This window comes from Oleomonas cavernae (assembly GCF_003590945.1).
GTDB classification, from domain to species: Bacteria; Pseudomonadota; Alphaproteobacteria; order Zavarziniales; family Zavarziniaceae; genus Zavarzinia; species Zavarzinia cavernae.
Window position 1 is genome coordinate 610389 of record NZ_QYUK01000008.1, and the last position, 23550, is coordinate 633938.

The following is a 23550-nucleotide window of genomic DNA, read 5'->3' on the forward strand; positions in this document are numbered from 1 at the left end:
GGCCGTGCCTCAGACCCGCGCCAGGTCGAGCGGGATCTGCTCGAAATTCTGGTCGTGCGCCGGCCGGCGATAGAGACGGATGTATTCCTTGGTGCGCGTGACCCGGATGCTGTCGTCGATCGCCTTCATCGCCGCCTGCCAGGTCTCGTCGGCGATGTTGAACCGGCGCAGATCGAGGATGCGCTGCGGGTCGAGCCGGCCCTGCTTGTTGACCTCGAAGGCGCTGGTCACGAAGTTTTGCAGATCGGGGTGAGCGCCTTCCGACCAGGTCGTCAGGCATTTGTCGATCAGCGCCTTGGCGACTTGCAGGGTCGGCCCGAACTCGACGAAGTCCCCGACAGAGATCTCCACCTTCAGCGTGCCGTCATAGCTCTGCAGGGTCATATTGCCCTTGGGGCCACCCCGCGCGACACCGTACTTCTCGCCGAGCAAGTCGATGAACGCGGCGATGTCACTGCGCAGGTCATTGCGCAGGGCAACCAGGCTGGCCGAGGCCTTGTCGGCCTTGGCGACCATTTCCTTGACCAGGTCGTCTTCCAAGACGTCCTGTTGCCGGACGTTGGCGATCGGCACATAGCGTCCTCGCTTGTCCTTCATCATTTGGCTGGTGTCGGGGGCGATATCGGTCATCAAAGGATCCTCCGAAGGTATTTCGAGAGACGGTCGAACAGGCCCCGGCGGCGGCGCGCCGGGGCGGTGAAGGCGCCCGACAGGGCGAGGAGGGCGAGGCCGGTCATGCGCTGGCCGCCCGCTTGCGCAGTCCGCGGTCGAACCCGGCCTGGAGTTCGTATTGCACGGCCGCTAGGAGGCTGGCTGGGTCTCCGGGCTCAGGGCCTGCGGCACGAGCCGACAGGTATCCCACCAGGTCGGCAAGTTGCAGCACCAGCATCCCTGCGGGGATGCCCTGGGCCACGAAGGCCGAGCGAAGCTGGATCACATGTTTTGCGCACAAGGCCGATCCCCTTGCGGCCTGGTCGGATGTGATTGATACGATTTCAGTCATGCCCGGCCCCCCTCGGCGACCAGGCTGGCGAGCAGCACGCCCGGCCGCAGCGGCAGGAGCTGGCATTCGCAGACGAAGTAGCTTCCGGTCTCGGTGGTGCAGCGCCAGATGGCGCAGCCCGTGAATGGGTCGATGCCCTCCCGGTTGCGGACGGTCACGATTTCGGCGCCAGCGCTCAGCGCTCGGTCACCGGCGGAGACCCAATTGGCTCGCAGGCTCATGCCGCCGCTCCCTCGTAGATGTAGGGGCAGGGGTAGATCTCGATGCCTGGATAGCGCTCAATCTTCGCCTGCCAGCGGCCAATGGCGAGCATGGCCTCATCCCGATCCTTGGCCTCGGGCACGCCCGGCACGTCGTATTGCCGCGAAAACGGCGGGCGCGACCGCCCGCAGGCCTCGACACAATTCTTGCCCAGAACCCACTTGGTGGCGGAGGCGATGACCAGTGCGCCCTTTGGCGGGAGCCCCCAGGTCACATGGCCGTCCGACTGGACGGCGATAAGGGTTGCGGCGTTCATACTGCACCCCCGCGGATCAACCGAAGGCGCGTCGACACCCGACTGCGGATCTCGGCCATGCTGGTGACCTTCGCGTCGAGCGCCAGCAGCGCAGGCGGCATGGGCGACTCCAGCGCCTGCACCTGGTCGGCCCAATAGGTCATGATCTCGACCAGGGTGATGGCGGTTTCCAGGCGCATCCCTGCGCCGTACTGCGACGGGTGCTTCGGGTCGAGAAATCCTGCAACCTTACGGATATCGTCACTTAGCGACATTGCTACCTCCCTGCTTGCGGTTGGGGCATGTGGGGCACCGGCGCGACAGCTTGACCTCGGTCGTATTGACTGGGCGGCGGGTGCGGTTCTGGTGGGACAGGCACTTGTCGCCGGCGATCTCGCCCAGCACGGGGCAGATCACGGTGTCGCGCATCAGCGCGGCACGCACGGCGCTCTCGACGTTGGGATAACTGCCCTTGTAGTCGCGGCGGATGACCTGCCAGACGACAGAGGCGGCATAGCCGATGCGGATGGCCGTCGCCTTCTCGGTGGTGGCGTCTGCCTCCGCCGCCAGGACCTGGACCCAGCGGGGCAGTTCGGTGCCCCAGGCCTCGCGCGCGGCCTGGGCGGCCGAGATCTTCACGCGGGCGGTCACGGCGCCACCTCGATCGCGTCCTGGCCGACAATCGGCCAGACGACTTCGCCGACGTTCGGGTCGAACACGACCTTGATGCTGGTCACCTGGGGCGCCTTCGGCCCGGTGAAGCGGCTCTCGATGAAGGCCAGCCTGGACACCTGGCCGGCGTGCTTGCTCTTGAGCCGATAAGCGAGAAAGCCTGCCTTCACCAGGTAGTTGATGTAGCTCTTGGCGTCGGTTTCAGAGATCCCGCTGGTGACATGCAGATCGCGGATGGTGAACACCTTGAGCGAGCGCATTGCCCGCCAAGCCGCGGCACGCAGATCACCCTGGGTGACGCGCTCACCGTCCTTGCCAATGCGCGGCACGGCGGCGCCGGCGTCCTTGGCAAGCTGGAAGCGCAGTTCCTTGGTGTCGGGGTTAGGGTCAAGCCGAACGAGATAGCCCGCCTTCTCCAGGCCGAACACGAAGGTGCGGGCCGACGAGCGGTCTACGCGAGCCGGCGTCGCAACCTGGTCGATGGTGAAGGTCTGCAGCTGGCGGATCTTTGCCCAGATGATCTCCCTCGGCGGTCGACGATCGTTCGCCGCCAGGGCCGCTGGGCTCTTCCGGCCGCGAAGATTGACGCGCTTGAGCGCCATGGGTGTCGTCTTCGCCATCACAGCCGCCTGGTCGGGGCTTCGCCGGTGTCGAGGCTGCGGTCGGCCCACCACGCGCGGGTGGCCTTGGTAACGCGCTCCCGGTCGGCCGTGATCTGGATCTGTTCCAGGTTCGTGACGATCTTGCGGATGCGGCCCCGGCGCTCGGTGACGATGTAACTCAGCAGATCGTCGGCGACCTCGATCCCGTCGACATACATCTCGGCCAATTGGCGGGCATCGGCCAGATTGGCGGGCTGTGCGGGTACCCAGGCCAGCACCCGGTTGTGGACGCGCTCGAACCGCTTCAGCTTGTTGGGAAGGGCCTCCTCGCCGACCAGGATGATCGGCGTCTCGCTGACCATGTGCAGTTCGCGCACCAGCTCGATCATGCCTTTCTCAACGAGGATATCGGCCTCGTCCATCAGCAGCACCGGCTGGTATTCGCGCAGGTGGTCTCCGACCGCTTGGGCCGTCCTCGCGATGGTCCTTCCCGGCATGACGCCGAGAGACAGGGCAACGGTTTCCAGAAACTCGCGCTTGCCCCAGGACGAGCGGGCCTCGATATGGATCGCGCCCTTGTTCGCCGCCGCGGTCGCGCAGGCTACAGTCTTACCAAAGCCGCTGGGGGCAAACATGCAGCCCAGGCCCGGCAGGTGTTCGGCGCGGCCCTGAAGGCGCTCGATCGCCTCAAGCAGGGCGCCTACGTTGTGCAGCATCGCTGCCGCCGGCTTGCCAATATTCGCGTGTCGTGTCACGTTCTGATCTCCTGAGTTGAATACCTGACCCCGTCCGACTGCCATCGGGCGGGGTTGTTCATGCCGACCGGCTGCCGGTTACCTTCCCCTCCGCTTCGAGACGCTCGATCAAGACCAGGGCTCTGCACTCGGCGTCGCGGCCGTAGCGCAGGTGCCACCGGGCATCGCCTTCGTTGAGTTCCTCGCCGGCCGCGATCCGCGCGCTAAGGGCCTTCCACTCCGCATAGCGGCGGTGCTTGGCGTCCTGCTCGGCATCGATCGCCGTGGGCGACCGGCCGAGGCTGATGATCTGGGCGGGCGCCAGGGGTTGCACGGCAACGACCGGGGCCGGTGCCGGCGCTTCGCCCGCCGCGTCAGCCGCGGCGGCCAGTGCCGGGGTGGTGTAGGTTTCGGTCGGGCGCGGGAAGGCCACGACTGGGGCCATCCGTTCGCGAGCGGCGTCGAGGGTGGCTTCCAGCAGATCCTTCTTGAAGCCCGCCTTGGAGCGACGTAGGGCGGCACGTTCCAGCTTGATTTTCTCGGCCTGTACGGCCTTGGCGCGGGCCGCCATCTTGGCCCTGTCGATGCCCAGGCGTTCGGGGTTCTCGGCCACGCAGACGAAGGCGTCGTCGTCGGCCGTGTAGACGTAGACCCGGCCCATATCGACCGGATCCAGGCGGACTCGAACCTTGTGGCCGACTTCCAGCCCTGGCCCCCAGAAGGAGGCGTTTTCCAGGCGAATGCCCTTTTTGCTGACCTTGCGGAAGCCCTCGCCGCCCGGCAGCTCCATCAACAGCATGTCGAGGGCGCGCTCGCTCTCGACCCGCCGCACGGTACCGGTGTAACTCGCGGCCTGCGCAAAGGGAGACAGGCCGTTCAAGCCGCCATGTTCGTCGCGGTCGTAGTAGATCTCGACCCAGTCGTTGATCCGGCCCTGCAGGCGCGCCTGGTCGAGTTCGACGCAGAAGGTCTCTTCGGGGGTTTCGCCCAGGCGGGCGGCGAAGCTCTTGCGGTTCTCGATCGCGGTGCGGTCGGTCACGTTGTGCCCGATGAAGCCGGGCAACTGAGGCATCAGATTGTGCTGCAGGGTGCCGATCGCGCGCTCGACATGGGCCTTGTCTTCGGGGGTGTAGGCCCGCGCGACGTCGTGCTCGATCTTGAGCATGCGAAGCACGCCCCGCACCCGCATGGCCAGGAAGTCCGACCCGTTGTCGGTCCTCACCTCGTTGGGAACGCCCCAGGCCAGGATCGCCGCCCGCAGCAGCGCGACGACGGCCTCGGCCCGCGGTGTCTTGGTCACCAACACCATCATTCGCCGCGACCACAGGTCGAGCAGCACATAGACCGAGTGACGGCCGTCGAGCAGTAGGATGTCGGCCGGACTGGCGTCGATCAGCCAGATATCGTTGAGGCCCTTTCCGGTCGGCTGTGTGCCGAAGGCGAAGCGATTGCGGCCCTTCCAGGCGTCGGGGTTGGTCTCGCGCAGGATCAGGCCGGCATGGTCTTCCTTCAGACGGTCGACGTACCGCTGAAACTGGCGCAGGCCCGGCAACGGCGCCCGTTTGGTCAGCTCGCCCTGGTTGGTGGCCCATTCGACTTCGATCCCGAACCGGGCGACGATCTGGGTGCGCAGGGTCTCGATCGACAGGTGCGGCTGCATCGTGATCATGGCCAGGATGGCGGTCTTGATCTCGCCGGCGGCACCCCGATCCAGCACGCCGCTGCCGGCGCGGTTGCGATAGGCGCCAGCCAGGCGCGCGACCTGGCCCTTGCGGATGTGTTCGCAGATGCGCCGGATCGTGGCCGCGGACATCTTCGGATGGGCTTCGAAGACCCATTTAGGCAGCTTTGAGATCGCCTCGGGGCCATCGACCGCTAAAGTCATTTTAACGGCCGCCACGGCATGGATGTAGAAGGCGGCGAACACCGGCCAAGCCTTGCGATCGGTATAGCCCAGGCTCGCCCGGAACCGCTCATAGGCTTCGAAGATCGCGACCTTCACGTCGCGCCGCTGCGCCGCCTTCGGCCCGGCGGAGAGTTCGCCTAGAACCGCGGCTGGGACCGGCGGGGCCAGCTTAAGGGCCAGATCGGCCCCCACCCGCCGCAGCGCCGCCGACGTGAGGGCGTCACGCACATCTGCGGGCAGAGCCTTTACGTCGTAAATACGGCGCCGGTTGCCGGTGGGAAGGGTCTGTTCGGAATAGGCCCAACCTGCTTCAGCCCGGATCTCGGCCGCACGCTTGCTAAGCCCGAGCGCCGATGCGATTTCGCCGATCGTTACCCAGGCTTTCATACGCCGCCCCCGAGGAGGTCGCGCAGGCGCTGCTTGTCGGCGCGGATCTCGCGTTGCAGGCGGCCGATCTCCGCGTCGCGGCCATCGCGTGGGGTCATGATCAGCGTGCCGCGCTTGCGGGCGAGGAGCAGTTGCAGGCACTGGCTGCCGGTCGCCACCTCAAAGGCAGGCGCAAACTCGAACGGGAACCGCCAGCCGTCATGGGCCTTGCTGGTCCAGGAATTCAGCATCGCCTCGGTGATCGCCTTGCCCGTCAGGTCGGACATGCGGGCGGCGATCTCCGCCCGGCTCAGCGGGCAATCCTTGATCGCCCGAGCCAGCGCTGCGCACAGCTCGGCCGCGATATCCAGGCTGCCCTCGGCCGGCCCGGGCGGCTGCCCGACAGCCTCGAATTCCACGAGCAGGCTGCCCTGTCTGGTATCGGCAGAACGAGCGCGTGGGGCCATGGTCAGGCCACTTCGCCGAAATTTCGCGGGGACTCCGCGAGGTTGCTCGAATCAGCTACACTAATATCTCTAGTCGTAGAGGGCGCTGAAACACCATGGTCCTGACCGAAATCGCAACTGGATTGAGCGTCGTGAATGGCGCCGTGACGGCCTTCAAGGCTGGCCGAGAGACCATTAAAGCCATCGGCGGCAAGCTCGATCGGGAGAACCGGCTCAAGATCGAGGCGATGATCGACGACATGACCGATAGGTTGAGAGAGGCGCAGGAGGCGGTTCTGGCGCTCACGGATCGATGCCGAGAGCTTGAGCAAGAGAACAACCGCTTGGTTCAGTTTAAGATCGATGCTCAAAACTATGAGCTTCGGCAGATTGCCCCGAACTCGTTTGCATACGCGGTAAAACCGGACGTCGAGCATCTTCAGCGCGACGCCCACCTCTGTGCAAATTGCTTCGACCAGTCCCAGAAATCGATACTCCAGCTTGAGAAGCAGGGGCCATTTGGGATGGACACGTTGAAGTGCCCGCGCTGCGAGACGCGCGTCATGTTCGACAGCGGGCGTTCGGGCGCGGCCGGCGTCACTATTGCGACAGTCAAGAGGTCCAGCAGGTTTGACGGCGACTGGTAGGTAGCGCGCGTCCTCATTGCCCGCCATGATCAGCGCTCTTCGCTGGCATGGTTGGCGGCGCCGGCCAACAGTATGTCCATCGTTTCGCCCATGGTCCGGATACCCACCCCCGCCATCGGCAGCGTGTTCGCGATATTGAAGGCGATCAGGTACCGAATTTCGCGCAGTAGGGTGATCACCTCGCCCTCGCTTTCTCGCTCAGCCGCAGTCTGCTTTGAGCGCCTTACCTGCGCCCTCTGGCCCTCGACCTTTTCGCGCTGGCGGTGAAGCACTTCGGCGCGGGCTTTGCCGGCCATGTCCCACGGCTTCTGGTTGTCTTCCATGTCAGGCGGCCTCCGTCTTTTCGACATTGTGTTGCGCCGCAGGGCGGCTACCCTTGCCAATGCGTTCGGTTGAACGTGCAAGCGGAAGCCGCCGGCCATTTTTGTCGTAGTGCTCGGGGAAGAGTTCCTGTTGGCGCACGCCAATTCTGGCTGCCAGGGCTAGCTCGATATGGCGCGACGGCATGCCGCCGGCGGCGATCGAGATGGCTTGGTGGCTGCACCCTAACTCCCGTGCCAGGGCACGGAAGTTCGAGCCCTTGCACTTCAGTCGGTAAAGGATCCACGCCCGCCTTTCGGCGGGATTTTTTGGGATGTCTAAAGTTGACGTTGCGATTGCCATGTCGGCGACGATAACAGGACAAAAACGGCTAAACAAGCCGGATTTGTCATTTCGCGATGCTTAGGCGCGCGAAGATGGCTGGACCCTTGCCTATCTCATTGCCAGATATGGCAAATCCGGGGCGGCGGGAGCATTGCGAAACGAGGTGGCATTGCGAAACATTTTTTCGCAATGCCGGTGGGGCCGACACATGACCGTGGGTGCGCGCCTAAAGCAATTTCGGGAGAGCAAGGGACTCTCGCAGGAGGAATTCGCCGACGCGATTGGCACTACCCAACGGTCGTTGAGCCGATACGAGGCCGACGAGACAGAACTCAAGGTTTCAGCCGTCCAGCGGCTAGCCGAAATTGGCTGCGACACGGCTTGGCTAGTCACCGGCGCCACGCCTTTGAGCCATCCGTCAGAGGTGTCGGCGGTGGGCTTGTTGTTGATCGAGATACCGCACTATGCGGTTGCATTCTCTGCCGGCAACGGGCGCTCAGCGGCGCCAGAGGATGAGGCTTTTCATAGCCTTACGGTACCGGAGGAGTGGGCGAGGAGAGTTACGCGGCGCAATCCAAAGCACCTGATCATGGCCCTGGCCGAAGGCAATTCGATGGAGCCGACGATCGGCGACGGCGCCACCCTTCTGATCGACAAGACCGACCAAGCCCTGTCCAATGGGCGTATCTACGCCTTGGTCGTGGATGACACGCTGTTCGTGAAAAGGGTCAGGCGCACCCTCAAGGGCGAGATCTTCCTAACCTCCGACAACAAGTCATTTCCTGAAGAGCAATTAGACAATGACGAGACCCGCGATATCCGCATAATCGGTCAGGTAGTGTGGAGCGGAGGGGCTCTAGCGTGACCAAGTCTCTAGTAGCAACAGCCTCACTTTTAGGCGTGATAGCCTTGTCCGGTTGCCAACTGGATGGCGGCGTTTCTGAATGCAAAGAGAAGGTCCGCCAAATGGCGGTCTCTCCTTCGTCGGTTGACTTTATTTCCGTCAAGCAGACCGCGGATGACCGATGGGCTCTGGGTCGAGATCTCCTCTACGAGATCACCTTCGACGCCAGCAACAGGATGGGCGTTCCGCTGCGGGCAATCGCTACATGCAAAGCGGCCCTCTATGACGACGGCCAGGTAAAGGTCTACGTCACTAAGATGGTCGACCATCAAGGCAACCCTATTTAGGTGCACCCCTAAACGTCGCGTCGCCCCTCTGCTCGTCGGGAATTCGCGGACCAATTTTTATTGATTGTCTATGTTTTCTGCGGGTTTAGGTCCCGCCTGGTCCCGTTATATCCCGGATAATCCCGGATCCCTGAGTGTGTTCATCCTATCGTTCACCTCACAACATGGCCATGCCGCGAAAAGCAAAAGGCCGCCTTGCGGCGGCCCAGTGCGTCGATCCAAAGGATCGATGTTGGTCGGAGTGAGAGGATTCGAACCTCCGGCCCCTAGCTCCCGAAGCTAGTGCTCTACCAGGCTGAGCTACACTCCGACCGGGAGGCGCGCCTTGTAGCATCGGCATGGGGCCGGTTCAAGCACTCACTTTGCCCATCCTGCCAAACAGCGCTTGCCCGATACGGCAGGGCGCCCTAAAGAACGCCCGCGACAGGGCATTGCCCGGTCGCCTTCAGCAATGGGAGGCCATCGTGTGCAAGGACAAATTCGAAGCCCGCTTCTGCTTTTGAGCCGCTGAGCAAGCGCCGGAGGGGCTTTCAACTCGGAAACCCGGGTCAAGCGGGGCATCCGCATCGTCCACGGCGATAAGGAACTCGTCGAGAAACTGGGCCGCAACGATCCCTGCCCGTGCGGCTCGGGACGCCGGTTTCAAGCGCTGCTGCCTGGCCAGTGGCCGGCGTGACGGCGTGATGCGCGACGACTATTTCCGTGATTGAGCCGGCGAAAAGCCATCCGCCCGCGCGGGCGGATGGCTGATCCGGGCGGAAGCCTCAGTAAGCCCGCTCGATGCAGAAATCGATGATGCCTTCCAGGGCCCGGCGATAGGCGCTGTCGGGGAAGATTTGCAGTGCCGCGCGGGCAAGGTCGCCATAGTGTCGCGCCCGGGCGATGGTCTCGGCCAGGGTGCCGTGGCGGGCCATCAGGGTGGTAGCCCGCACCAGATCGTCCTCGGTCTGCTCGCGGTCTTCCATGCAGCGGCGCCAGAACGCCTGCTCTTCCGCATCGGCGCGGGCAAAGGCCAGTACCACCGGCAGGGTGATCTTGCCTTCGCGGAAATCGTCGCCCACCGACTTGCCCAGGGTCTTCTCGTCCGCCTGATAGTCGAGCGCATCGTCGACCAGTTGGAAGGCGATGCCCAGGTTGTCGCCATAGGCTTGAAGCGCTGCTTCCTCGCGCTCGTCCCGGTCGGCCACCACGGCGCCCACCCGCGTCGCCGCGGCGAACAGGGCGGCGGTCTTGGCCGCGATCACCTTGAGGTAGGACTCTTCGGTGGTGGCGAGGTTGTTGGCGGTGGTGAGCTGCATCACCTCGCCCTCGGCGATCACGGCGGCGGCCTCGCACAGGATCGAGAGCACCTTGAGCGAGCCGTCCTCGGTCATGATCTGGAACGAACGGGTGAACAGGAAGTCGCCCACCAGCACGCTGGCCTGGTTACCCCAGACCACATTGGCGGTGGCCTTGCCCCGGCGCAGGGCCGATTCGTCGACCACGTCGTCATGGAGCAGGGTCGCGGTATGAATGAATTCGACGCAGGCGGCGAGGCGAATATGGCGGATCCCGCCGCCATAGCCGCACATCCGGGCCGCCGCCAGCAGCAGCACCGGGCGCAGGCGCTTGCCGCCCGAGGCGATGATATGGCCCGCCAATTCGGGGATCAGCGCCACTTCCGAGACCATGCGGGTGCGGATCTCGTGATCCACCGCGGCAAAATCGGCGGCGACCAGGGCAAGCAAGGTGTCGAGCGCGTTGGCAGATGGCGCATTGGCAGACGACGCCGCCGCCGGCCGGGCTGCCTGCCCGTCCTTGTTGCGCCCGTCTTCGAGTGTTACGACCACGGCCAAGCCCATACTCCTGCCGGCATAGAGTTGCGCGCAGCATATTGGCCCGGTCCAAGGCCGGTCAACCTAACCGATTGCGGCTCTCCGCCGCGTCACCGGCGCAACTGGGAGAATACCGACGTGGAAGAACTGATCCGGACCAACGATCTCGTGCTGATTTCCTTCGTCGAATCGATGCTGAAGGCCGAGGGAATCGTGGTCGCGGTGCTGGACGGCCACACCAGCGCCGTGGACGGGTCGCTGGGCCTGCTGCCCCGGCGGATCATGGTCGATGTCGACGACAAGGACCGGGCCCGCTGGCTGCTGGCCCAGGCCGGCGTCGGCCACGAACTGCGGCCATGAGCGATTTCAGCGTCACCGAGAATACCCTGCTGGGCGGCCGCGTCCGCCTGCTGCAGCCCGCCCAGGGCTATCGCGCCGCGATCGACCCGATCCTGCTGGCCGCCTTCGTCGCCGCGCCCAAGGGCGCCAAGGTGCTGGACATGGGCTGCGGCACCGGCGCCGCCCTGTTCTGCCTGGCCGCCCGCCGGCCCGACCTGCGCCTGACAGGTCTCGACGCCAATCCCGCCGCGCTGGAACTCGCCGCCCGCTCCACCGCCCTGAACGGCATGGCGGAGCGGGTGCAGTGGCAGCAGCGCGCGATCGAGGACGGCGTCCCCCGCCAGGGCTTCGACGCGGTCATGACCAACCCGCCCTATCTGGAGGCCGGCCGCGGCACCGTGCCGGCCGAGGACCTGCGCGACGCCCATATGGAAGGTGGTGCCGACTTGGGCACCTGGATCGACGAGGCGATCAAGGCGCTGAAGCCCAAGGGTCGCCTGCACCTGATCCACCGGGCCGACCGCCTGCCCGAAATCCTCTACCGCATCGAAGGCCGCCTGGGCGCCATCACCATCCTGCCCCTGTGGCCCAAGGCGGGTGCCGAGGCCAAGCGGGTGCTGGTGGCCGGCACCATGGGCCGCAACACCCCGGCCAGCCTCCTGCCCGGCCTGGTCCTGCACCAGGCCGACGGCGCCTTCACCGCCGCCGCCCAGGCTGTGCTGCGCGACGGCGGCCCCTTGCCGGCTCAATAGGGCTGGTCGCCCCGCACCGCCGCCTCGATCTGCGAGCGGTGCAACCCGATGTCGCGCAGCAGGTGGGCATCCATGTTCTGGAGGGCCCGCCGCGCCCGGCGCCGCTCCAGGAAAGCGGCCAGGGCAGGCCACAGGTGCTGCAACACCCCCGCGCGGGGCAGAGACGGCGACGAGACGGTACTCGACGGCGAACGCATGATTCCTCCTTCAGGCCCGCCTGAGCGCGCCCGCTGAACAGCACTGTCATGTCGATGAGTTCGACAAGGCGCAGTGAACCACATCCTGATTAATTGAAAAATTTTATTGTTTTTATGAAAACCATATTCAATTTTTATATATGCGAGATTTCAACCTGGACCAGCTCCGCAGCTTCCTTGCCGTAATCGAGCTGGGCAATTTCTCGGCCGCGGCCCGGCAGTTGAACCTCAGCCAGCCGGCGGTCAGCATCCAGGTCCGCGAACTCGAATCCCGGGTCGGCCTGCGCCTGATCGAGCGCCTGGGCAAGCGGGCCTTCCCCACCGCTGCCGGCACCGATCTCGCCGCCCACGCCCGCCGCATCCAGGCGGAGGTCGAACAGGCCGACCTGACCATGCACCGCCATCGCGACGGCTACCTGGGCAAGGTGCGCATCGGCAGCGGGGCGGCGACCTTGACCTACCTGCTGCCGCCGGTGTTGCGGCGCCTGCGCGACAGCCACCCCAACGTCGAGGTTTCGGTGGTCACCGGCACCACCTCAGGCATCGTCGAACAATTGCTGGCCAACCGGCTGGACCTGGGGGTGGTCACCCTGCCGGCCCAGCATCCGCTGATCGAGATCACCCCGATCAATACCAAGCAACTCGTTGCCATCCTCCCCGGCGACCGGCCGAACCTGCCCGACCGCCCGCGCCCGGCCGACCTGGCCAACATGCCCCTGGTGATCGAGGAACGCGGTTCCAACCTCACCGCCCTGATCCTGGAATGGCTGGCGGCCGGCGGCGTCCGCCCCCAGCCGATCCTGGAATACAACGGCCTGGAGGCGGTGAAGGCGATCGTCGGCGCCGGCCTGGGCTACACCATCATCCAGACCGAGGCGGCGATGGACGGCGTCGCCCGCGACCGCTTCGTGGTCCGCCCGCTCGACCCGCCGCTCAGCCGCGTCATCGCCCTGGCCCAGCGCCGCGACAAGCCCGACAGCCTGGCCCTGCGCCTGGTGCGCGACGCGGTGATGACGCTCGGCGCCGCCCCGCCGACGCTTAAGGCTTGAGACGCGGCCACCGCTACCCCATCTTGTGCCTCATCATGTCCTTCATCGATCGTCTTCGCCGCCTGCTGCCCGCCGCCCTCGGCGGCCAGCGTCCCCCTGTCGTCGCGGTGCTGCGCCTGGAAGGCGTGATCGGGGGGCTGGGCGGGTTGCGCCAGGGCCTGACTATTTCCAGCACCGCCGAACTGATCGAGCGCGCCTTCAGGGTGAAGCCGCTGTCGGCCGTGGCCCTGGTGATCAACTCGCCCGGCGGCGCCGCGGCCCAATCGGCCCTGATCTACCAGCGCATCCGGGCGCTGGCCGAGGAGAAGAACATCCCCGTCTTCGCCTTCTGCGAGGATGTGGCGGCCTCGGGCGGCTATATGCTGGCGATCGCAGCCGACCGCATCTATGCCCATCCCATGTCGATCGTCGGCTCGATCGGCGTGGTCTCGGGCGGTTTCGGCTTCGAGAAGGCGATCGAGAAGCTAGGGATAGAGCGCCGCCTCTATACCGCCGGCGAGAACAAGCGGCGCCTCGACCCGTTCCTGCCGGAAAAGGCAGAAGACATCGAGCGGCTGAAGGAATTGCAGGCCGACGTGCATACCGGCTTCAAGGACATGGTCACCGGCCGGCGCGGCGGCAAGCTGACCGCCGGGGCCGACGTCCTGTTCAACGGCGATGTCTGGATCGGCCAGCGCGCTGTGGACCTGGGGCTGATCGACGGTGTCGGCGAAATCCGCACCACGCTCAAGGCCGAATACGGCCCCAAGGTGCGCCTGGTGCCGATCGCCCATCGCGGCCGCCGGCTGTTCCCCTTCGGGCCTCGCATCGGTGCCGAAAGCGCCCCCGGCCTGGGCGAAGGCCTGGCCGGCGGCCTGATCGCCACGGTCGAAGCGCGCGGCCTGTGGTCGCGTTTCGGCCTCTGAGGAACCGGCGGTGGGCCTGCTCCTCAAAATCGCGGCGATCCTGATCGGCCTGGGCCTGCTCTATGTCTCGATCAAGCGGCTGATCCTGGGCAACGCCCCCAGGAAGCCCGAAGTGCCGCCGGCCAAGCCCAGCCGCCCGGAAAGCCTGACCGCCGAGGACCTGGAACGCTGCCCCCGCTGCGGCGCCTACGTGCCCAAGAACCACGTCTGCGAGCGGTCCTGACCAAACCCCTCTCCGCCGCTTGCGGGGGAGAGGGCGAGGCCCGACGCGCAAGCGGCGGGAGGGTGAGGTGGTGGACCGGGCGAAAGCCTGCTTTACGCCGTCAACCCACCTCACCCAACCCTCTCCCCCTGAAGGGCGGAGAGGGCTCTTAGCGACTCAAAGCGCCGGAATGCGCAGGTTCTGGCCGGGATAGATCTTGTCGGGATCCTTCAGCATCGGCTTGTTGGCCTCGAAGATCACCGTGTACTTGCCGCCCTTGCCCTTGCCGTAGTGGCTCTCGGCGATCTTCCACAGGGTGTCGCCCTTGACCACGGTATAGAAGGTCGACGCCGCCTCGCCGTCGGGCGTCGTGATGCTTTCGCTGACCCGGGCCACCCCGGCGATGTTGCCGGCGGCCAGAATCGCCTTCTCCCGCGCCTCGTTGGACGCGGCCGTGCCGGACACCTCGACCGTGTCGCCGTTCAGCTTCACCTGAATGTCGTCGACCGCCAGGTTCAGCTTGGCCACCAGCGCCTGGACCTGTTCGGCCGTCGGCGGCGGGGTCACTTCCTTGCTTTCCGAGGTCGCCGGCGCCCCGCCGATCCCCAAACGCTCGCCCGCGGCCTTGATGAAGTCGAAAACGCCCATTGCTGCTCTCCTGAACCAGTTGCGAATCCCGGTAAGCCATACAGGGCCCACTCTAGCCACCGGCGGTGACAGCACAAAGTCCAATGACCCTGCGGCAGGCGGCGGGGTTGACCCGACCGGGGCCGGCTTCTACTTTCGCGGCCACCTTCACGCCTTGGCCCAGGTAGTACAGTCTCATGTCGGCGCAATCGGCGGCGAAAGCCCCGCCCTTCCAAGAACTGATCCTCACGCTTCAAACCTATTGGGCTCGCCAGGGCTGCGTGCTGATGCAGCCCTATGACATGGAAGTGGGCGCCGGCACCTTCCACCCCGCCACCACCCTGCGCTCGCTGGGCCCCAAGCCGTGGAACGCGGCCTATGTCCAGCCGTCGCGCCGGCCCAAGGACGGCCGCTATGGCGAGAACCCCAACCGCCTCCAGCACTACTACCAGTTCCAGGTGATCCTGAAGCCCAGCCCGGCCGACGTGCTGGACCTCTACCTGGGCAGCCTGAAGGCCTTAGGGATCGATATCGACAACCACGACATCCGCTTCGTCGAGGACGACTGGGAAAGCCCGACTCTGGGCGCCTGGGGCCTGGGCTGGGAAGTCTGGTGCGACGGCATGGAGGTGAGCCAGTTCACCTATTTCCAGCAGGTCGGCGGCATCGATTGCGATCCGGTCAGCGCCGAGATCACCTATGGCCTGGAGCGCCTGGCCATGTATGTCCAGGGCGTGGACAGCATCTACGACATCGAGTGGAACGGCAAAGGCGTCAAATACCGCGACGTCTACCACCAGGCCGAACGCGAATTCTCCGCCTTCAATTTCGAACACGCCAACACCGATCGCCTGTTCCAGCACTTCAAGGACGCGGAGGCGGAGTGTCAGTCGCTCCTCGCCGTGCCGCTGGCCCTGCCCGCCTATGACCAGTGCATGAAGGCCAGCCACCTGTTCAACCTGCTCGATGCCCGCGGCGTCATCTCGGTGACCGAGCGCGCCGCCTATATCGGCCGCGTGCGCACGCTGGCCAAGGGCTGCTGCGAAGCCTGGGTTGCCTCTCAAGTGGAGGCCCAGTGATGCCCGAGTTGCTGATCGAGATCCGCTGCGAGGAAATTCCGGCCCGCATGCAGCCCCGCGCCGTCGAAGACTTCAAGCGTCTCATCACCGACGGCCTCAAGGCCGTGGGCCTGAACTTCACCCAGGCCCGCGCCTTCGTCACCCCGCGCCGCCTGGCCCTGGTGATCGACGGCCTGGACGCCGCCCAGGCGGATCTCAAGGAAGAACGCCGCGGCCCGCGCGTCGGCGCGCCCGAGCAGGCGATTGCCGGCTTCTGCACCTCGGCGGGTATCGCCCGCGAGGCGCTGGAAGTGCGCGAGACCGACAAGGGCAGCTTCTATATGGCGACGATCGAGCGGCGCGGCCGCCCGACCACCGATGTGATCGCCGAGCTGCTGCCCCAGGTCATGTGGAGCTTCCCATGGCCTAAGTCGCTTCGTTGGGGCGGCTCGGAGAACGGTTTGAGTTCGAAATTTAAGTGGGTCCGCCCCATCCATTCGATGATCGTCCTTTTCGATGGATCAGCGGTGCCTGTGAAGACCTCGCCAGGGATCGGTCAAGCGGCCATTGGATCTTCCATGGTGGTGGGCGATACCGGTCACAATATATCCTCGGGCAGTGTCACGGCCGGCCACCGCTTCATGGGCGGCGCGCCGTTCGAGGTCTCGTCCTTCGCCGATTACGAGGCCAAGCTTCGCCGCGCCTATGTCATGCTGGACCCGGAGGAGCGCAAGCGCGCGATCTGGCAGGACGCGGCCCTGATCGCGGGTCAAGCGGGCCTTGAAGTGACGCCCGATCCGGACCTGCTGGACGAGGTCGCCGGCCTGGTCGAATGGCCGGTGCCCCTGATGGGCAGGATCGACGACGAATTCATGACCGTCCCGGCCGAGGTCCTGACCTCGACCATGCGCGCCAACCAGAAATACTTCGCCCTGCGCGACCCGCAGACGGGCAAGATGGCCCCGCGCTTCCTGACCGTCGCCAACCTGCTGGCCAAGGACGGCGGCACCGCCATCGTGGCTGGTAACGAGCGCGTGCTCCGCGCCAGGCTGTCGGACGCCAAGTTCTTCTGGGACAACGACCTGAAGGTGCGCCTGGAAGACCGTGTGGCGTCGCTCGATGGCATCGTGTTCCACGCCAAGCTTGGCACCGTAGGCGCCAAGGTCGCCCGTGTCCGCAACTTGGCACATGCAATTGCCCGTGAGATCGAGGCCGATCTCGCCTTGACCGATCGCGCGGCCCTCCTCGCCAAGGCGGATCTGGTTTCGGGTGTCGTCGGCGAATTCCCCGAAGTCCAGGGTGTCATGGGTCGTTACCTGGCCGAGAACGACGGCGAACCCGGTGAGGTCGCTGCCGCCATCGCCGACCATTGGAAGCCGCAAGGTCCAGGCGACGATTGCCCGGTGGCGCTGGTCTCCATCGCGGTAGCGCTTGCAGACAAGATCGACACGTTGACGGGCTTCTATTTTATCGGGGAAAGGCCAACCGGATCTAAAGATCCATTTGCACTCCGCCGCGCGGCCCTTGGCGTTATTCGGTTAGTGCTCGAGAACAAAATTCGAATCAATCTTGGGACAGTGATCAGAGAGGCATTTGTGCCTTTCAATGAAACAATGGTTTCCCCAGATACGCGGTCATCGGAGACATTCACCCTGAGTCAGAGTGGGGCAACCGGTTCGCAACACATTACCGTTCCACCAGCTTCAATAGTCGCAATCAGATCTCAACTCCTGCAGTTCTTAACTGACAGGCTGAAGGTTTCCTTGAAAGAACAGGGCACTGCGCACGACCTTATCAACGCTGCCTTGGGCGACGGCACGGAAGATGACCTGACGCGCCTAGTGGCGAAGGTCGAGGCGCTGAAATCCTTCCTCGACACCGAGGACGGCAAGAACGTGCTGGCCGCCTATCGTCGGGCGTCCAACATCCTCCGCATCGAGGAGAAGAAGGACGGCACCGCTTACGCCGGACCGGCTGATCGCGCCCTGTTCGCCGCCGATGAGGAGCGCGCTCTGGGCGCCCGGCTGGACGAGGTGCTGCCACTGGCCCGTGCCGCCCTGGCCAAGGAAGGCTTTGCCGAGACGATGCAGGCACTGGCCCTGCTGCGCAAGCCGGTCGATGCCTTCTTCGAGAAGGTCACCGTCAATGCCGACGATGCGGCCCTCAGGGTCAATCGTCTGAAACTTTTGGCCGAGATCCGCGCAACCTTGAGCGAAGTCGCGGATTTCTCGCGTATCGAGGGATAGGAGTGGCGTCATGACCAAGTGGGTCTACACCTTCGGCGACGGCAAGGCCGACGGCCGCGCCGACATGAAGAACCTGCTGGGGGGCAAAGGCGCCAACCTGGCCGAGATGAGCCACCTGGGCCTGCCGGTGCCGCCGGGCTTCACGATCACGACCGAACTCTGCACCCATTACTACGACCACGGCAAAACTTACCCTCAGGAACTGGCCGGCGACGTGGCCCAGGCGGTGGCCGACATCGGCACCAAGGTCGGCGCCAGCTTCGGCGATGCCGCCAATCCGCTGCTGGTCTCCGTCCGTTCCGGCGCCCGTGCCTCCATGCCCGGCATGATGGACACGGTGCTGAACCTCGGCCTCAACGACGAGACCGTGGTGGGCCTCGCGGCCCAGGCCGGCGACGAGCGCTTCGCCTATGACAGCTATCGCCGCTTCATCCAGATGTATTCCGACGTGGTGCTCGACGTCGGCCATCACCATTTCGAGGAAATCCTCGAGATCCAGAAGGAAGAAAAAGGTTACACCCTCGACACCCAACTGACCCCCGACGACCTGAAAGCCCTGATCGCCGCCTACAAGGCGCGTGTCGAGGAGGAACTGGGCCGTCCCTTCCCGGCCGATGTGAACGAGCAGTTGTGGGGCGCCATCGGCGCCGTCTTCGGCTCGTGGCGCAACGCCCGGGCCGAGACCTATCGCCGCCTGAACGACATCCCCGAGAGCTGGGGCACCGCGGTCAATGTCCAGGCCATGGTCTTCGGCAACATGGGCGAGACCAGTGCCACCGGTGTGGCCTTCACCCGCAACCCGTCGACCGGCGAGGCCGAGATCTACGGCGAATACCTGATCAACGCCCAGGGCGAGGATGTGGTCGCCGGCATCCGCACGCCGCAATATCTCTCCAAGGTGGCGCGGGTCGCTGCGGGCGACGACAAGCCGTCGATGGAAGAGTCGCTTCCCGAGGTTTACGGGCAACTGGTCGAGGTCTTCGGCAAGCTCGAGACCCACTACCGCGACATGCAGGATATCGAATTCACGGTCCAGCGCGGCAAGCTGTGGATGCTGCAGACCCGCTCGGGCAAGCGCACCGCCAAGGCCGCCCTGAAGATCGCGGTCGAACTGGCGGCGGAAGGCCTGATCGACCGCGAGACCGCGATCGGCCGCGTCGACCCCGCCATGCTGGACCAGTTGCTGCACCCCACGCTGGACCCCAAGGCCAGGCGCGAGATCCTCACCCGCGGCCTGCCCGCCTCGCCGGGTGCCGCCAGCGGCATGATCTGCTTCACCGCCGACGATGCCGAGCAGATGGCCGGTGAAGGCCGCAAGGTGATCCTGGTCCGCGCCGAAACCTCGCCGGAAGACATCCACGGCATGCACGCGGCCCAGGGCGTGCTCACCTCGCGCGGCGGCATGACCAGCCACGCGGCGGTGGTCGCCCGCGGCATGGGCCGGCCCTGCGTCTCGGGTGCCGGCGCCCTGAAGATCGATGCGGCGGCGCAGACGCTGAGCGTGATGGGCACCAAGCTGAAACGCGGCGACATCATCACCATCGACGGCTCCAACGGCGAGGTGATGCTGGGTGCCGTGCCCACGGTGCAGCCGGAACTCTCGGGCGACTTCTCCACCCTGATGGGCTGGGCCGACGCGGTGCGACGCCTGAAGGTGCGCACCAATGCCGAAACCCCGCTGGACGCCGAAACCGCCCGGCGCTTCGGTGCCGAGGGCATCGGCCTGTGCCGGACCGAGCACATGTTCTTCGAGGCCGACCGGATCCTGGCCGTGCGCGAGATGATCCTGGCGGGTGACGAGAAGGGTCGCAAGGTGGCGCTGGCCAAGCTCCTGCCCGTTCAGCGCGGCGACTTCGTCCGCCTGTTCGAGATCATGGCCGGCCTGCCCGTCACCATCCGCCTGCTCGATCCGCCCTTGCACGAATTCCTGCCCCACACCGATGCCGAGCTGGCGGACGTGGCGGCGGCAGCCGGCGTGCCGGCCAGCGTGATCAAGACCCGCGCCCATGAACTGGCCGAGTCCAACCCCATGCTGGGCCATCGCGGCTGCCGCTTGGGGATAACCTATCCCGAGATCTACGAGATGCAGGCCCGGGCGATCTTCGAGGCGGCGGTCGAGGCGGGCACCAAGGCGGGCTCCACGGTGGTGCCCGAGATCATGATCCCGCTGGTCGCGACCAAGGCCGAGCTGGATATCCTGAAAGCCAAGATCGCCAATATCGCCGCCGCGGTGACCAGGGAGAAGGGCCGCGCGATCCCCTACCTGGTCGGCACCATGATCGAACTGCCCCGCGCCGCCCTGCGCGCGGCCGAGATCGCGGAATCGGCGGAATTCTTCTCCTTCGGCACCAACGACCTGACCCAGACCACCTTCGGCATCAGCCGCGACGACGCCGCCCACTTCCTCGACGCCTACCTGCGCGCCGGCATCTTCCAGAAGGACCCCTTCGTTTCGATCGACGAGGAAGGCGTGGGCGAGTTGGTCACCATCGCAGTGGAACGCGGCCGCAAGACCCGGCCGGCCCTGAAGCTCGGCATCTGCGGCGAACACGGCGGCGACCCCGCCTCGATCGCCTTCTGCGAAAAGGTCGGGCTCGATTACGTCTCCTGCTCGCCCTACCGCGTGCCGATCGCCAAGCTGGCCGCGGCCCAGGCAGCGCTGAAGAAGGGGTAATCCCACCACGGCCGTCATCCCGGCGCAGGCCGGGATCCATCGTGGTGGCACGCATGGTGTGGCAAACGGGGCAAGATCTCGCCCCGCGGCGCAATGGATCCCGGCCTTCGCCGGGATGACGAGGTGGCAGGCATGACCCAGATCGATTTCATCTTCGCCATCGGCAGCCGCTATTCCTACCTGGCGCATCGCCAGCTCGACGGCATCGCCCGCGACCACGGCGTCAGCTTCCGCTGGCGGCCCGTCACCTCGATCGCGCTGATGCGCCAGGCCCGCGGCGGCACCTCGCCCTTCGATGGCCCGCCGCCGGCCAAGCAGTATGATTTCACCTGGCGCAAGCAGGATGCGGAAGCCTGGGCCGAGCTCTACGGCATTCCCTTCCGCGACCCCCACCACCGCCTGAAATACGACAGCGCCAAGGCGAACCACGCCTGCGTCGCGGCCGACCGCCTGGGCAGGGGCGAGGCCTATGCCCGTGCCCTGTTTCCGGAAATCTTCGTGGCCGACAACCCCTCGCTGGACCGCGACGATTACATCGCCTTGGGCGAAAAGCTCGGCATCGACGGCTTCGCCGCCGCGCTCGACGACCCGCAGACCGCCGCGACGGCCCAGGCGATCCAGGACGAGGCCGTGGCGCGCGGCAGCTTCGGCGTACCCACCTTCCTGATCGACGACCGCATCTTCTGGGGCAACGACCGGCTGGTCCTGCTCCGCCACTATCTCGCGGGCCGCGCCTGATGGACCTCGCGGCCCTGCGCAGCGGCGGCAAGGCGGCCATGGCACGCGCGCTCGCCCGGATCGAGCGCGATCCCCATGGTGCCCAGACCATCGCCCTGCTCGATGCCGCCTGGAATGACCCGCGCGCCCAGGTCATCGGCCTGACCGGCCCGCCGGGGGTGGGCAAATCCACCCTGACCTCGGCCCTGCTGGCCCGCTGGCGCGCGGCTGGCCTGAGCGTGGGGGTGATCGCGGTCGATCCGTCGTCCCGGCGTACCGGCGGTGCCCTGCTGGGCGACCGCACCCGCCTGGTGCTCGACCCGGAAGACCAAGGCATCTTCGTGCGTTCCATGGCAGCGCGTGATCGGCTGGGTGGCCTCGCCGCCCTGACCTTCCCCGCCATGGTGCTGATGCGCGCGGCCTATGACCGGGTGCTGATCGAGACCGTGGGCGTCGGCCAGTCCGAGACGGATGTAACCCAGGTCGCCGATACGGTGGTGTTCTGTGTCCAGCCGGCGTCGGGCGACTCGCTGCAGTTCATGAAGGCCGGCATCGTCGAGATCCCCCACATCGCCGTGGTCACCAAGGCGGACCTCGGCATGCCCGCGATCCGCGCCCGTGCCGACCTTGCCGGCGCCTTGAGCCTGGCCGAGGATCACACCGGCTGGAAAGTGCCCGTCATCCTGGTCTCCTCCACCGCCGGCGACGGCATGGACAGGCTGATGGAAGCGCTCGACTCTCACGCCGCCCACCTGGCGACCGGCGCCGGCACCGCCCAGCGCGCCGAACAGGGCAGCGCCTGGCTGGCCGAGGCGGTGCGCGACGAATTCGGCAAGCAGGGCTTCGCCCGCGCCGGCAACGCCATCCTCCTGCCCCCGGCACCTCCCCCTTCGGCCACGCCGCCGGCGTGCTGGAGATGCTCAGCAGGCCTTGACGATTATACATCTAAAGATATAATTTTTAGCGATGCCTGAGACCAGCTTGGTTGCGTGGTTCGACAGGCTCACCATGAGGAAAGTCTTTTTGCTACAAAGATTCTCCTCATCCTGTGCCTGTCGAAGGACGCAGGATGGCTCTGCCAGCATCGCCGCTTGGCATAGGCCCGCGGTGAGGGCGTGGGGATGACACAGACATGCGCGATATGACGAAAGGTGAAGCAGGGCTGCTCGGCGAGCGTTTCGGCAATGTGTGGGATGCCATCTGCAAAACCCCGAGGAAGCCGCCGTGATGACCCTGCGCAGCAATCTCATGACCGCCCTGCGCCATGAGGTGAAGCGTTGGAATGTAACCCAGGCCGAAGCGGCTGCCCGGCTGGGCATTTCGCAGCCGCGCCTGAACAAGCTGGTCAAGGGGCGCTTCAACGAATTCCGCCTCGACACGCTGGCGGAACTTGCCAGCAAGGCAGGGCTGACCCTGCGCATGACGATCGCCGCGCCGAAACCGCCGCCGAAAAAGAAGCGGGCTGCCGAGAAGACCCCGGTTGCAGCGTAACCCTGTTCAGCGCAGGGCGTTGATCACCGCGCCGACGCCGATCGCGGCCAGGACAAACAGCGCGACGCGGCGATAGTGGGCGGAGCCGTGGCGCTCGAACAGGCCAAAGCCGATCCAGTCGCCCAGCAGCAGGCAGGGCAGCGCCCAGACGAACAGGACCAGGGAGGTTCCGTCGACCAGCCCGGCCACGACATAGCCGGCGATCGACAGGAGCGAGGTCAGGGTGAAGAAGGCCATCAAGGTCGCCCGCGCCCGCTTGGGGTCGCGTTCCGTGCCCAGCAGGAAGACAATGATCGGCGGCCCGGGGATCGCCAGCGCACCGCCCAGCAGGCCGGCAGAGAAGCCCACCGGCAGGGCATAGAGGCGCCGCACCCCTTCCATGATGCCGGTCCGCCACAGCAGCACGGCCGAGCCCAGCACGCCGAAGCCGATCAGGAATTTCATGGTATCGGCGGGCAGGTGATCGAGCAGGGCGATGCCGATCGGGGTCCCGATCAGGCTGCCGATCAGCAGGGGCTTGAGCAGGCCGCGGTCGCAGTGGGCCATGGAATTGCGGGCCGAGCGCAGGCCGCCGGCGACCGACAGGAAGCCGCACAGCACCACCGCGTGCACCGGCTCGATCACCAGCACCAGCAGGGGCATGGCGGCCAAGGCAAAGCCGAAGCCTGAAAAGGCCCGCAGCACCGCCGCCGCCACGATGGTCGCGGCAAAGACACCAAGCCCGACCGCGTCGAGGCCGCCGGCCCAGATACTCAAACCACCGGTGTCGAT

Annotated in this window: 31 protein-coding genes and 1 tRNA gene; 15 read left to right on the top strand and 17 right to left on the bottom strand. The window is 65.9% G+C overall.

Features of this window, described 5'->3' with window-relative positions:
• Window positions 1-9: 9 nt before the first annotated feature.
• From D3874_RS03175 to D3874_RS03220, 10 genes are all read right to left on the bottom strand, one after another.
• Window positions 10-630 (bottom strand): DUF3164 family protein, encoded by a 621-nt coding sequence (locus D3874_RS03175; protein WP_119776399.1) that lies wholly within the window; start codon window positions 628-630, stop codon window positions 10-12.
• 103 nt (window positions 631-733) lie between these two features.
• Window positions 734-1003 carry a hypothetical protein gene (locus D3874_RS03180; RefSeq protein ID WP_147385499.1) on the bottom strand — a complete coding sequence of 90 codons (270 nt, stop codon included), beginning with the start codon at window positions 1001-1003 and terminating at the stop codon, window positions 734-736.
• A complete protein-coding gene (locus D3874_RS03185) occupies window positions 1000-1224 on the bottom strand; it encodes a hypothetical protein (protein ID WP_119776404.1) in 225 nt (74 codons plus the stop codon). Before D3874_RS03185 ends, D3874_RS03180 begins: the two co-directional genes overlap by 4 nt.
• Window positions 1221-1520 (bottom strand): hypothetical protein, encoded by a 300-nt coding sequence (locus tag D3874_RS03190; protein WP_119776407.1) that lies wholly within the window; start codon window positions 1518-1520, stop codon window positions 1221-1223. Before D3874_RS03190 ends, D3874_RS03185 begins: the two co-directional genes overlap by 4 nt.
• Window positions 1517-1774, bottom strand: coding sequence for a hypothetical protein (locus tag D3874_RS03195; RefSeq protein WP_147385500.1), 258 nt, complete (start codon window positions 1772-1774; stop codon window positions 1517-1519). Before D3874_RS03195 ends, D3874_RS03190 begins: the two co-directional genes overlap by 4 nt.
• Window positions 1761-2150, bottom strand: coding sequence for a transcriptional regulator (locus tag D3874_RS03200; protein WP_119776412.1), 390 nt, complete (start codon window positions 2148-2150; stop codon window positions 1761-1763). The genes D3874_RS03195 and D3874_RS03200 overlap by 14 nt, the downstream gene beginning before the upstream one ends.
• The gene (locus D3874_RS03205; protein WP_147385501.1) at window positions 2147-2791 is read right to left on the bottom strand and encodes a hypothetical protein; all 645 of its coding nucleotides are present in this window, start codon (window positions 2789-2791) and stop codon (window positions 2147-2149) included. Before D3874_RS03205 ends, D3874_RS03200 begins: the two co-directional genes overlap by 4 nt.
• Window positions 2791-3528, bottom strand: a complete 738-nt coding sequence (locus D3874_RS03210; protein WP_158595804.1) for an AAA family ATPase — start codon at window positions 3526-3528, stop codon at window positions 2791-2793. Before D3874_RS03210 ends, D3874_RS03205 begins: the two co-directional genes overlap by 1 nt.
• Before the next feature lie 58 nt (window positions 3529-3586).
• Window positions 3587-5641 (bottom strand): Mu transposase C-terminal domain-containing protein, encoded by a 2055-nt coding sequence (locus D3874_RS03215; protein ID WP_158595805.1) that lies wholly within the window; start codon window positions 5639-5641, stop codon window positions 3587-3589.
• A 155-nt stretch (window positions 5642-5796) separates the two neighbouring features.
• The gene (locus D3874_RS03220; RefSeq protein ID WP_158595806.1) at window positions 5797-6246 is read right to left on the bottom strand and encodes a hypothetical protein; all 450 of its coding nucleotides are present in this window, start codon (window positions 6244-6246) and stop codon (window positions 5797-5799) included.
• A gap of 95 nt (window positions 6247-6341) precedes the next feature.
• On the opposite strand from D3874_RS03220, the gene D3874_RS03225 reads away from it, so the two are divergent.
• Complete coding sequence (locus D3874_RS03225) at window positions 6342-6872, top strand: hypothetical protein (protein ID WP_119776426.1); 531 nt, start codon at window positions 6342-6344, stop codon at window positions 6870-6872.
• Window positions 6873-6901: 29 nt separating this feature from the next.
• Here the strand turns inward: D3874_RS03225 and D3874_RS03230 are convergent, their stop codons facing one another.
• Entirely contained in the window at window positions 6902-7195 is a 294-nt protein-coding gene (locus tag D3874_RS03230) for a hypothetical protein (protein ID WP_119776428.1), read from the bottom strand.
• Between the two features lies 1 nt (window position 7196).
• A complete protein-coding gene (locus tag D3874_RS03235; RefSeq protein WP_147385502.1) occupies window positions 7197-7571 on the bottom strand; it encodes a helix-turn-helix domain-containing protein in 375 nt (124 codons plus the stop codon).
• A gap of 154 nt (window positions 7572-7725) precedes the next feature.
• On the opposite strand from D3874_RS03235, the gene D3874_RS03240 reads away from it, so the two are divergent.
• Together D3874_RS03240 and D3874_RS03245 are read left to right on the top strand one after the other, a co-directional pair.
• On the top strand, window positions 7726-8382 hold the full coding sequence (locus D3874_RS03240) for an XRE family transcriptional regulator (protein ID WP_119776433.1): 657 nt from the start codon (window positions 7726-7728) through the stop codon (window positions 8380-8382).
• Window positions 8379-8708 carry a hypothetical protein gene (locus D3874_RS03245; RefSeq protein ID WP_147385503.1) on the top strand — a complete coding sequence of 110 codons (330 nt, stop codon included), beginning with the start codon at window positions 8379-8381 and terminating at the stop codon, window positions 8706-8708. The genes D3874_RS03240 and D3874_RS03245 overlap by 4 nt, the downstream gene beginning before the upstream one ends.
• A gap of 233 nt (window positions 8709-8941) precedes the next feature.
• Here D3874_RS03245 and D3874_RS03250 read toward each other — a convergent pair.
• A tRNA-Pro gene (locus tag D3874_RS03250) sits at window positions 8942-9018 on the bottom strand.
• A 288-nt stretch (window positions 9019-9306) separates the two neighbouring features.
• On the opposite strand from D3874_RS03250, the gene D3874_RS31825 reads away from it, so the two are divergent.
• On the top strand, window positions 9307-9384 hold the full coding sequence (locus D3874_RS31825) for an SEC-C metal-binding domain-containing protein (protein ID WP_408899956.1): 78 nt from the start codon (window positions 9307-9309) through the stop codon (window positions 9382-9384).
• An 88-nt stretch (window positions 9385-9472) separates the two neighbouring features.
• Here D3874_RS31825 and D3874_RS03260 read toward each other — a convergent pair whose 3' ends face one another.
• On the bottom strand, window positions 9473-10549 hold the full coding sequence (locus D3874_RS03260) for a polyprenyl synthetase family protein (RefSeq protein ID WP_119776439.1): 1077 nt from the start codon (window positions 10547-10549) through the stop codon (window positions 9473-9475).
• A gap of 111 nt (window positions 10550-10660) precedes the next feature.
• Here D3874_RS03260 and D3874_RS03265 point away from each other — a divergent pair, with 111 nt between their 5' ends.
• Both D3874_RS03265 and D3874_RS03270 read left to right on the top strand, forming a co-directional pair.
• Window positions 10661-10882, top strand: a complete 222-nt coding sequence (locus D3874_RS03265) for a putative signal transducing protein (protein WP_119776442.1) — start codon at window positions 10661-10663, stop codon at window positions 10880-10882.
• Window positions 10879-11613: a tRNA1(Val) (adenine(37)-N6)-methyltransferase gene (locus tag D3874_RS03270; RefSeq protein ID WP_119776445.1), complete on the top strand. Its 735-nt coding sequence runs from the start codon at window positions 10879-10881 to the stop codon at window positions 11611-11613. The genes D3874_RS03265 and D3874_RS03270 overlap by 4 nt, the downstream gene beginning before the upstream one ends.
• On the opposite strand, the gene D3874_RS03275 is transcribed toward D3874_RS03270, so the two are convergent.
• Window positions 11607-11810, bottom strand: a complete 204-nt coding sequence (locus D3874_RS03275) for a DUF1127 domain-containing protein (protein ID WP_119776447.1) — start codon at window positions 11808-11810, stop codon at window positions 11607-11609. The genes D3874_RS03270 and D3874_RS03275 overlap by 7 nt on opposite strands.
• A 140-nt stretch (window positions 11811-11950) precedes the next feature.
• Here D3874_RS03275 and D3874_RS03280 point away from each other — a divergent pair, with 140 nt between their 5' ends.
• Genes D3874_RS03280 through D3874_RS03290 form a run of 3 tightly spaced genes read left to right on the top strand, consistent with a single transcriptional unit; the run spans window position 11951 to window position 13987 of the window.
• The gene (locus D3874_RS03280; RefSeq protein WP_119776450.1) at window positions 11951-12859 is read left to right on the top strand and encodes a LysR family transcriptional regulator; all 909 of its coding nucleotides are present in this window, start codon (window positions 11951-11953) and stop codon (window positions 12857-12859) included.
• Window positions 12860-12894: 35 nt separating this feature from the next.
• Window positions 12895-13764, top strand: coding sequence for a S49 family peptidase (locus tag D3874_RS03285; protein ID WP_119776453.1), 870 nt, complete (start codon window positions 12895-12897; stop codon window positions 13762-13764).
• Between the two features lie 10 nt (window positions 13765-13774).
• Window positions 13775-13987, top strand: coding sequence for a hypothetical protein (locus tag D3874_RS03290; RefSeq protein WP_119776456.1), 213 nt, complete (start codon window positions 13775-13777; stop codon window positions 13985-13987).
• A 156-nt stretch (window positions 13988-14143) separates the two neighbouring features.
• Here D3874_RS03290 and lysM read toward each other — a convergent pair whose 3' ends face one another.
• Window positions 14144-14614, bottom strand: a complete 471-nt coding sequence (gene lysM / locus D3874_RS03295; RefSeq protein ID WP_119776458.1) for a peptidoglycan-binding protein LysM — start codon at window positions 14612-14614, stop codon at window positions 14144-14146.
• A gap of 176 nt (window positions 14615-14790) precedes the next feature.
• Here lysM and D3874_RS03300 point away from each other — a divergent pair, with 176 nt between their 5' ends.
• The 6 genes from D3874_RS03300 to D3874_RS03325 all read left to right on the top strand — a co-directional run bounded on the left by D3874_RS03300 (window position 14791) and on the right by D3874_RS03325 (window position 22779).
• Window positions 14791-15672 (top strand): glycine--tRNA ligase subunit alpha, encoded by an 882-nt coding sequence (locus tag D3874_RS03300; RefSeq protein WP_119776461.1) that lies wholly within the window; start codon window positions 14791-14793, stop codon window positions 15670-15672.
• Window positions 15672-17897: a glycine--tRNA ligase subunit beta gene (glyS, locus tag D3874_RS03305; RefSeq protein WP_119776463.1), complete on the top strand. Its 2226-nt coding sequence runs from the start codon at window positions 15672-15674 to the stop codon at window positions 17895-17897. The genes D3874_RS03300 and glyS overlap by 1 nt, the downstream gene beginning before the upstream one ends.
• Window positions 17898-17907: 10 nt before the next feature.
• Window positions 17908-20571 (top strand): pyruvate, phosphate dikinase, encoded by a 2664-nt coding sequence (ppdK, locus tag D3874_RS03310; protein WP_119776466.1) that lies wholly within the window; start codon window positions 17908-17910, stop codon window positions 20569-20571.
• A 132-nt stretch (window positions 20572-20703) separates the two neighbouring features.
• Window positions 20704-21309: a 2-hydroxychromene-2-carboxylate isomerase gene (locus D3874_RS03315; RefSeq protein ID WP_158595807.1), complete on the top strand. Its 606-nt coding sequence runs from the start codon at window positions 20704-20706 to the stop codon at window positions 21307-21309.
• Window positions 21309-22262, top strand: a complete 954-nt coding sequence (locus D3874_RS03320) for an ArgK/MeaB family GTPase (protein WP_119776471.1) — start codon at window positions 21309-21311, stop codon at window positions 22260-22262. Before D3874_RS03315 ends, D3874_RS03320 begins: the two co-directional genes overlap by 1 nt.
• A 253-nt stretch (window positions 22263-22515) precedes the next feature.
• Entirely contained in the window at window positions 22516-22779 is a 264-nt protein-coding gene (locus D3874_RS03325) for a helix-turn-helix domain-containing protein (RefSeq protein ID WP_119776474.1), read from the top strand.
• Between the two features lie 6 nt (window positions 22780-22785).
• On the opposite strand, the gene D3874_RS03330 is transcribed toward D3874_RS03325, so the two are convergent.
• Window positions 22786-23535 carry a sulfite exporter TauE/SafE family protein gene (locus D3874_RS03330; RefSeq protein ID WP_158595808.1) on the bottom strand — a complete coding sequence of 250 codons (750 nt, stop codon included), beginning with the start codon at window positions 23533-23535 and terminating at the stop codon, window positions 22786-22788.
• Window positions 23536-23550: the final 15 nt, after the last annotated feature.

Excerpts from the sequence above, each read along its gene's own strand:
- D3874_RS03300 (WP_119776461.1), top strand. The coding sequence starts at position 14,791 with ATGTCGGCGCAATCGGCGGCGAAAGCCCCGCCCTTCCAAGAACTGATC.
- D3874_RS03230 (WP_119776428.1), bottom strand. The coding sequence starts at position 7,195 with ATGGAAGACAACCAGAAGCCGTGGGACATGGCCGGCAAAGCCCGCGCC.
- ppdK (WP_119776466.1), top strand. The coding sequence starts at position 17,908 with ATGACCAAGTGGGTCTACACCTTCGGCGACGGCAAGGCCGACGGCCGC.
- D3874_RS03325 (WP_119776474.1), top strand. The coding sequence starts at position 22,516 with ATGACCCTGCGCAGCAATCTCATGACCGCCCTGCGCCATGAGGTGAAG.
- D3874_RS03240 (WP_119776433.1), top strand. The coding sequence starts at position 7,726 with ATGACCGTGGGTGCGCGCCTAAAGCAATTTCGGGAGAGCAAGGGACTC.
- D3874_RS03315 (WP_158595807.1), top strand. The coding sequence starts at position 20,704 with ATGACCCAGATCGATTTCATCTTCGCCATCGGCAGCCGCTATTCCTAC.
- D3874_RS03275 (WP_119776447.1), bottom strand. The coding sequence starts at position 11,810 with ATGCGTTCGCCGTCGAGTACCGTCTCGTCGCCGTCTCTGCCCCGCGCG.
- D3874_RS03185 (WP_119776404.1), bottom strand. The coding sequence starts at position 1,224 with ATGAGCCTGCGAGCCAATTGGGTCTCCGCCGGTGACCGAGCGCTGAGC.
- glyS (WP_119776463.1), top strand. The coding sequence starts at position 15,672 with ATGCCCGAGTTGCTGATCGAGATCCGCTGCGAGGAAATTCCGGCCCGC.
- D3874_RS03280 (WP_119776450.1), top strand. The coding sequence starts at position 11,951 with ATGCGAGATTTCAACCTGGACCAGCTCCGCAGCTTCCTTGCCGTAATC.
- D3874_RS03175 (WP_119776399.1), bottom strand. The coding sequence starts at position 630 with ATGACCGATATCGCCCCCGACACCAGCCAAATGATGAAGGACAAGCGA.
- D3874_RS03260 (WP_119776439.1), bottom strand. The coding sequence starts at position 10,549 with ATGGGCTTGGCCGTGGTCGTAACACTCGAAGACGGGCGCAACAAGGAC.
- D3874_RS03320 (WP_119776471.1), top strand. The coding sequence starts at position 21,309 with ATGGACCTCGCGGCCCTGCGCAGCGGCGGCAAGGCGGCCATGGCACGC.
- D3874_RS03285 (WP_119776453.1), top strand. The coding sequence starts at position 12,895 with ATGTCCTTCATCGATCGTCTTCGCCGCCTGCTGCCCGCCGCCCTCGGC.
- D3874_RS03195 (WP_147385500.1), bottom strand. The coding sequence starts at position 1,774 with ATGTCGCTAAGTGACGATATCCGTAAGGTTGCAGGATTTCTCGACCCG.
- D3874_RS03180 (WP_147385499.1), bottom strand. The coding sequence starts at position 1,003 with ATGACTGAAATCGTATCAATCACATCCGACCAGGCCGCAAGGGGATCG.
- D3874_RS03270 (WP_119776445.1), top strand. The coding sequence starts at position 10,879 with ATGAGCGATTTCAGCGTCACCGAGAATACCCTGCTGGGCGGCCGCGTC.
- lysM (WP_119776458.1), bottom strand. The coding sequence starts at position 14,614 with ATGGGCGTTTTCGACTTCATCAAGGCCGCGGGCGAGCGTTTGGGGATC.
- D3874_RS03225 (WP_119776426.1), top strand. The coding sequence starts at position 6,342 with ATGGTCCTGACCGAAATCGCAACTGGATTGAGCGTCGTGAATGGCGCC.
- D3874_RS03190 (WP_119776407.1), bottom strand. The coding sequence starts at position 1,520 with ATGAACGCCGCAACCCTTATCGCCGTCCAGTCGGACGGCCATGTGACC.
- D3874_RS03205 (WP_147385501.1), bottom strand. The coding sequence starts at position 2,791 with ATGGCGAAGACGACACCCATGGCGCTCAAGCGCGTCAATCTTCGCGGC.
- D3874_RS03220 (WP_158595806.1), bottom strand. The coding sequence starts at position 6,246 with ATGGCCCCACGCGCTCGTTCTGCCGATACCAGACAGGGCAGCCTGCTC.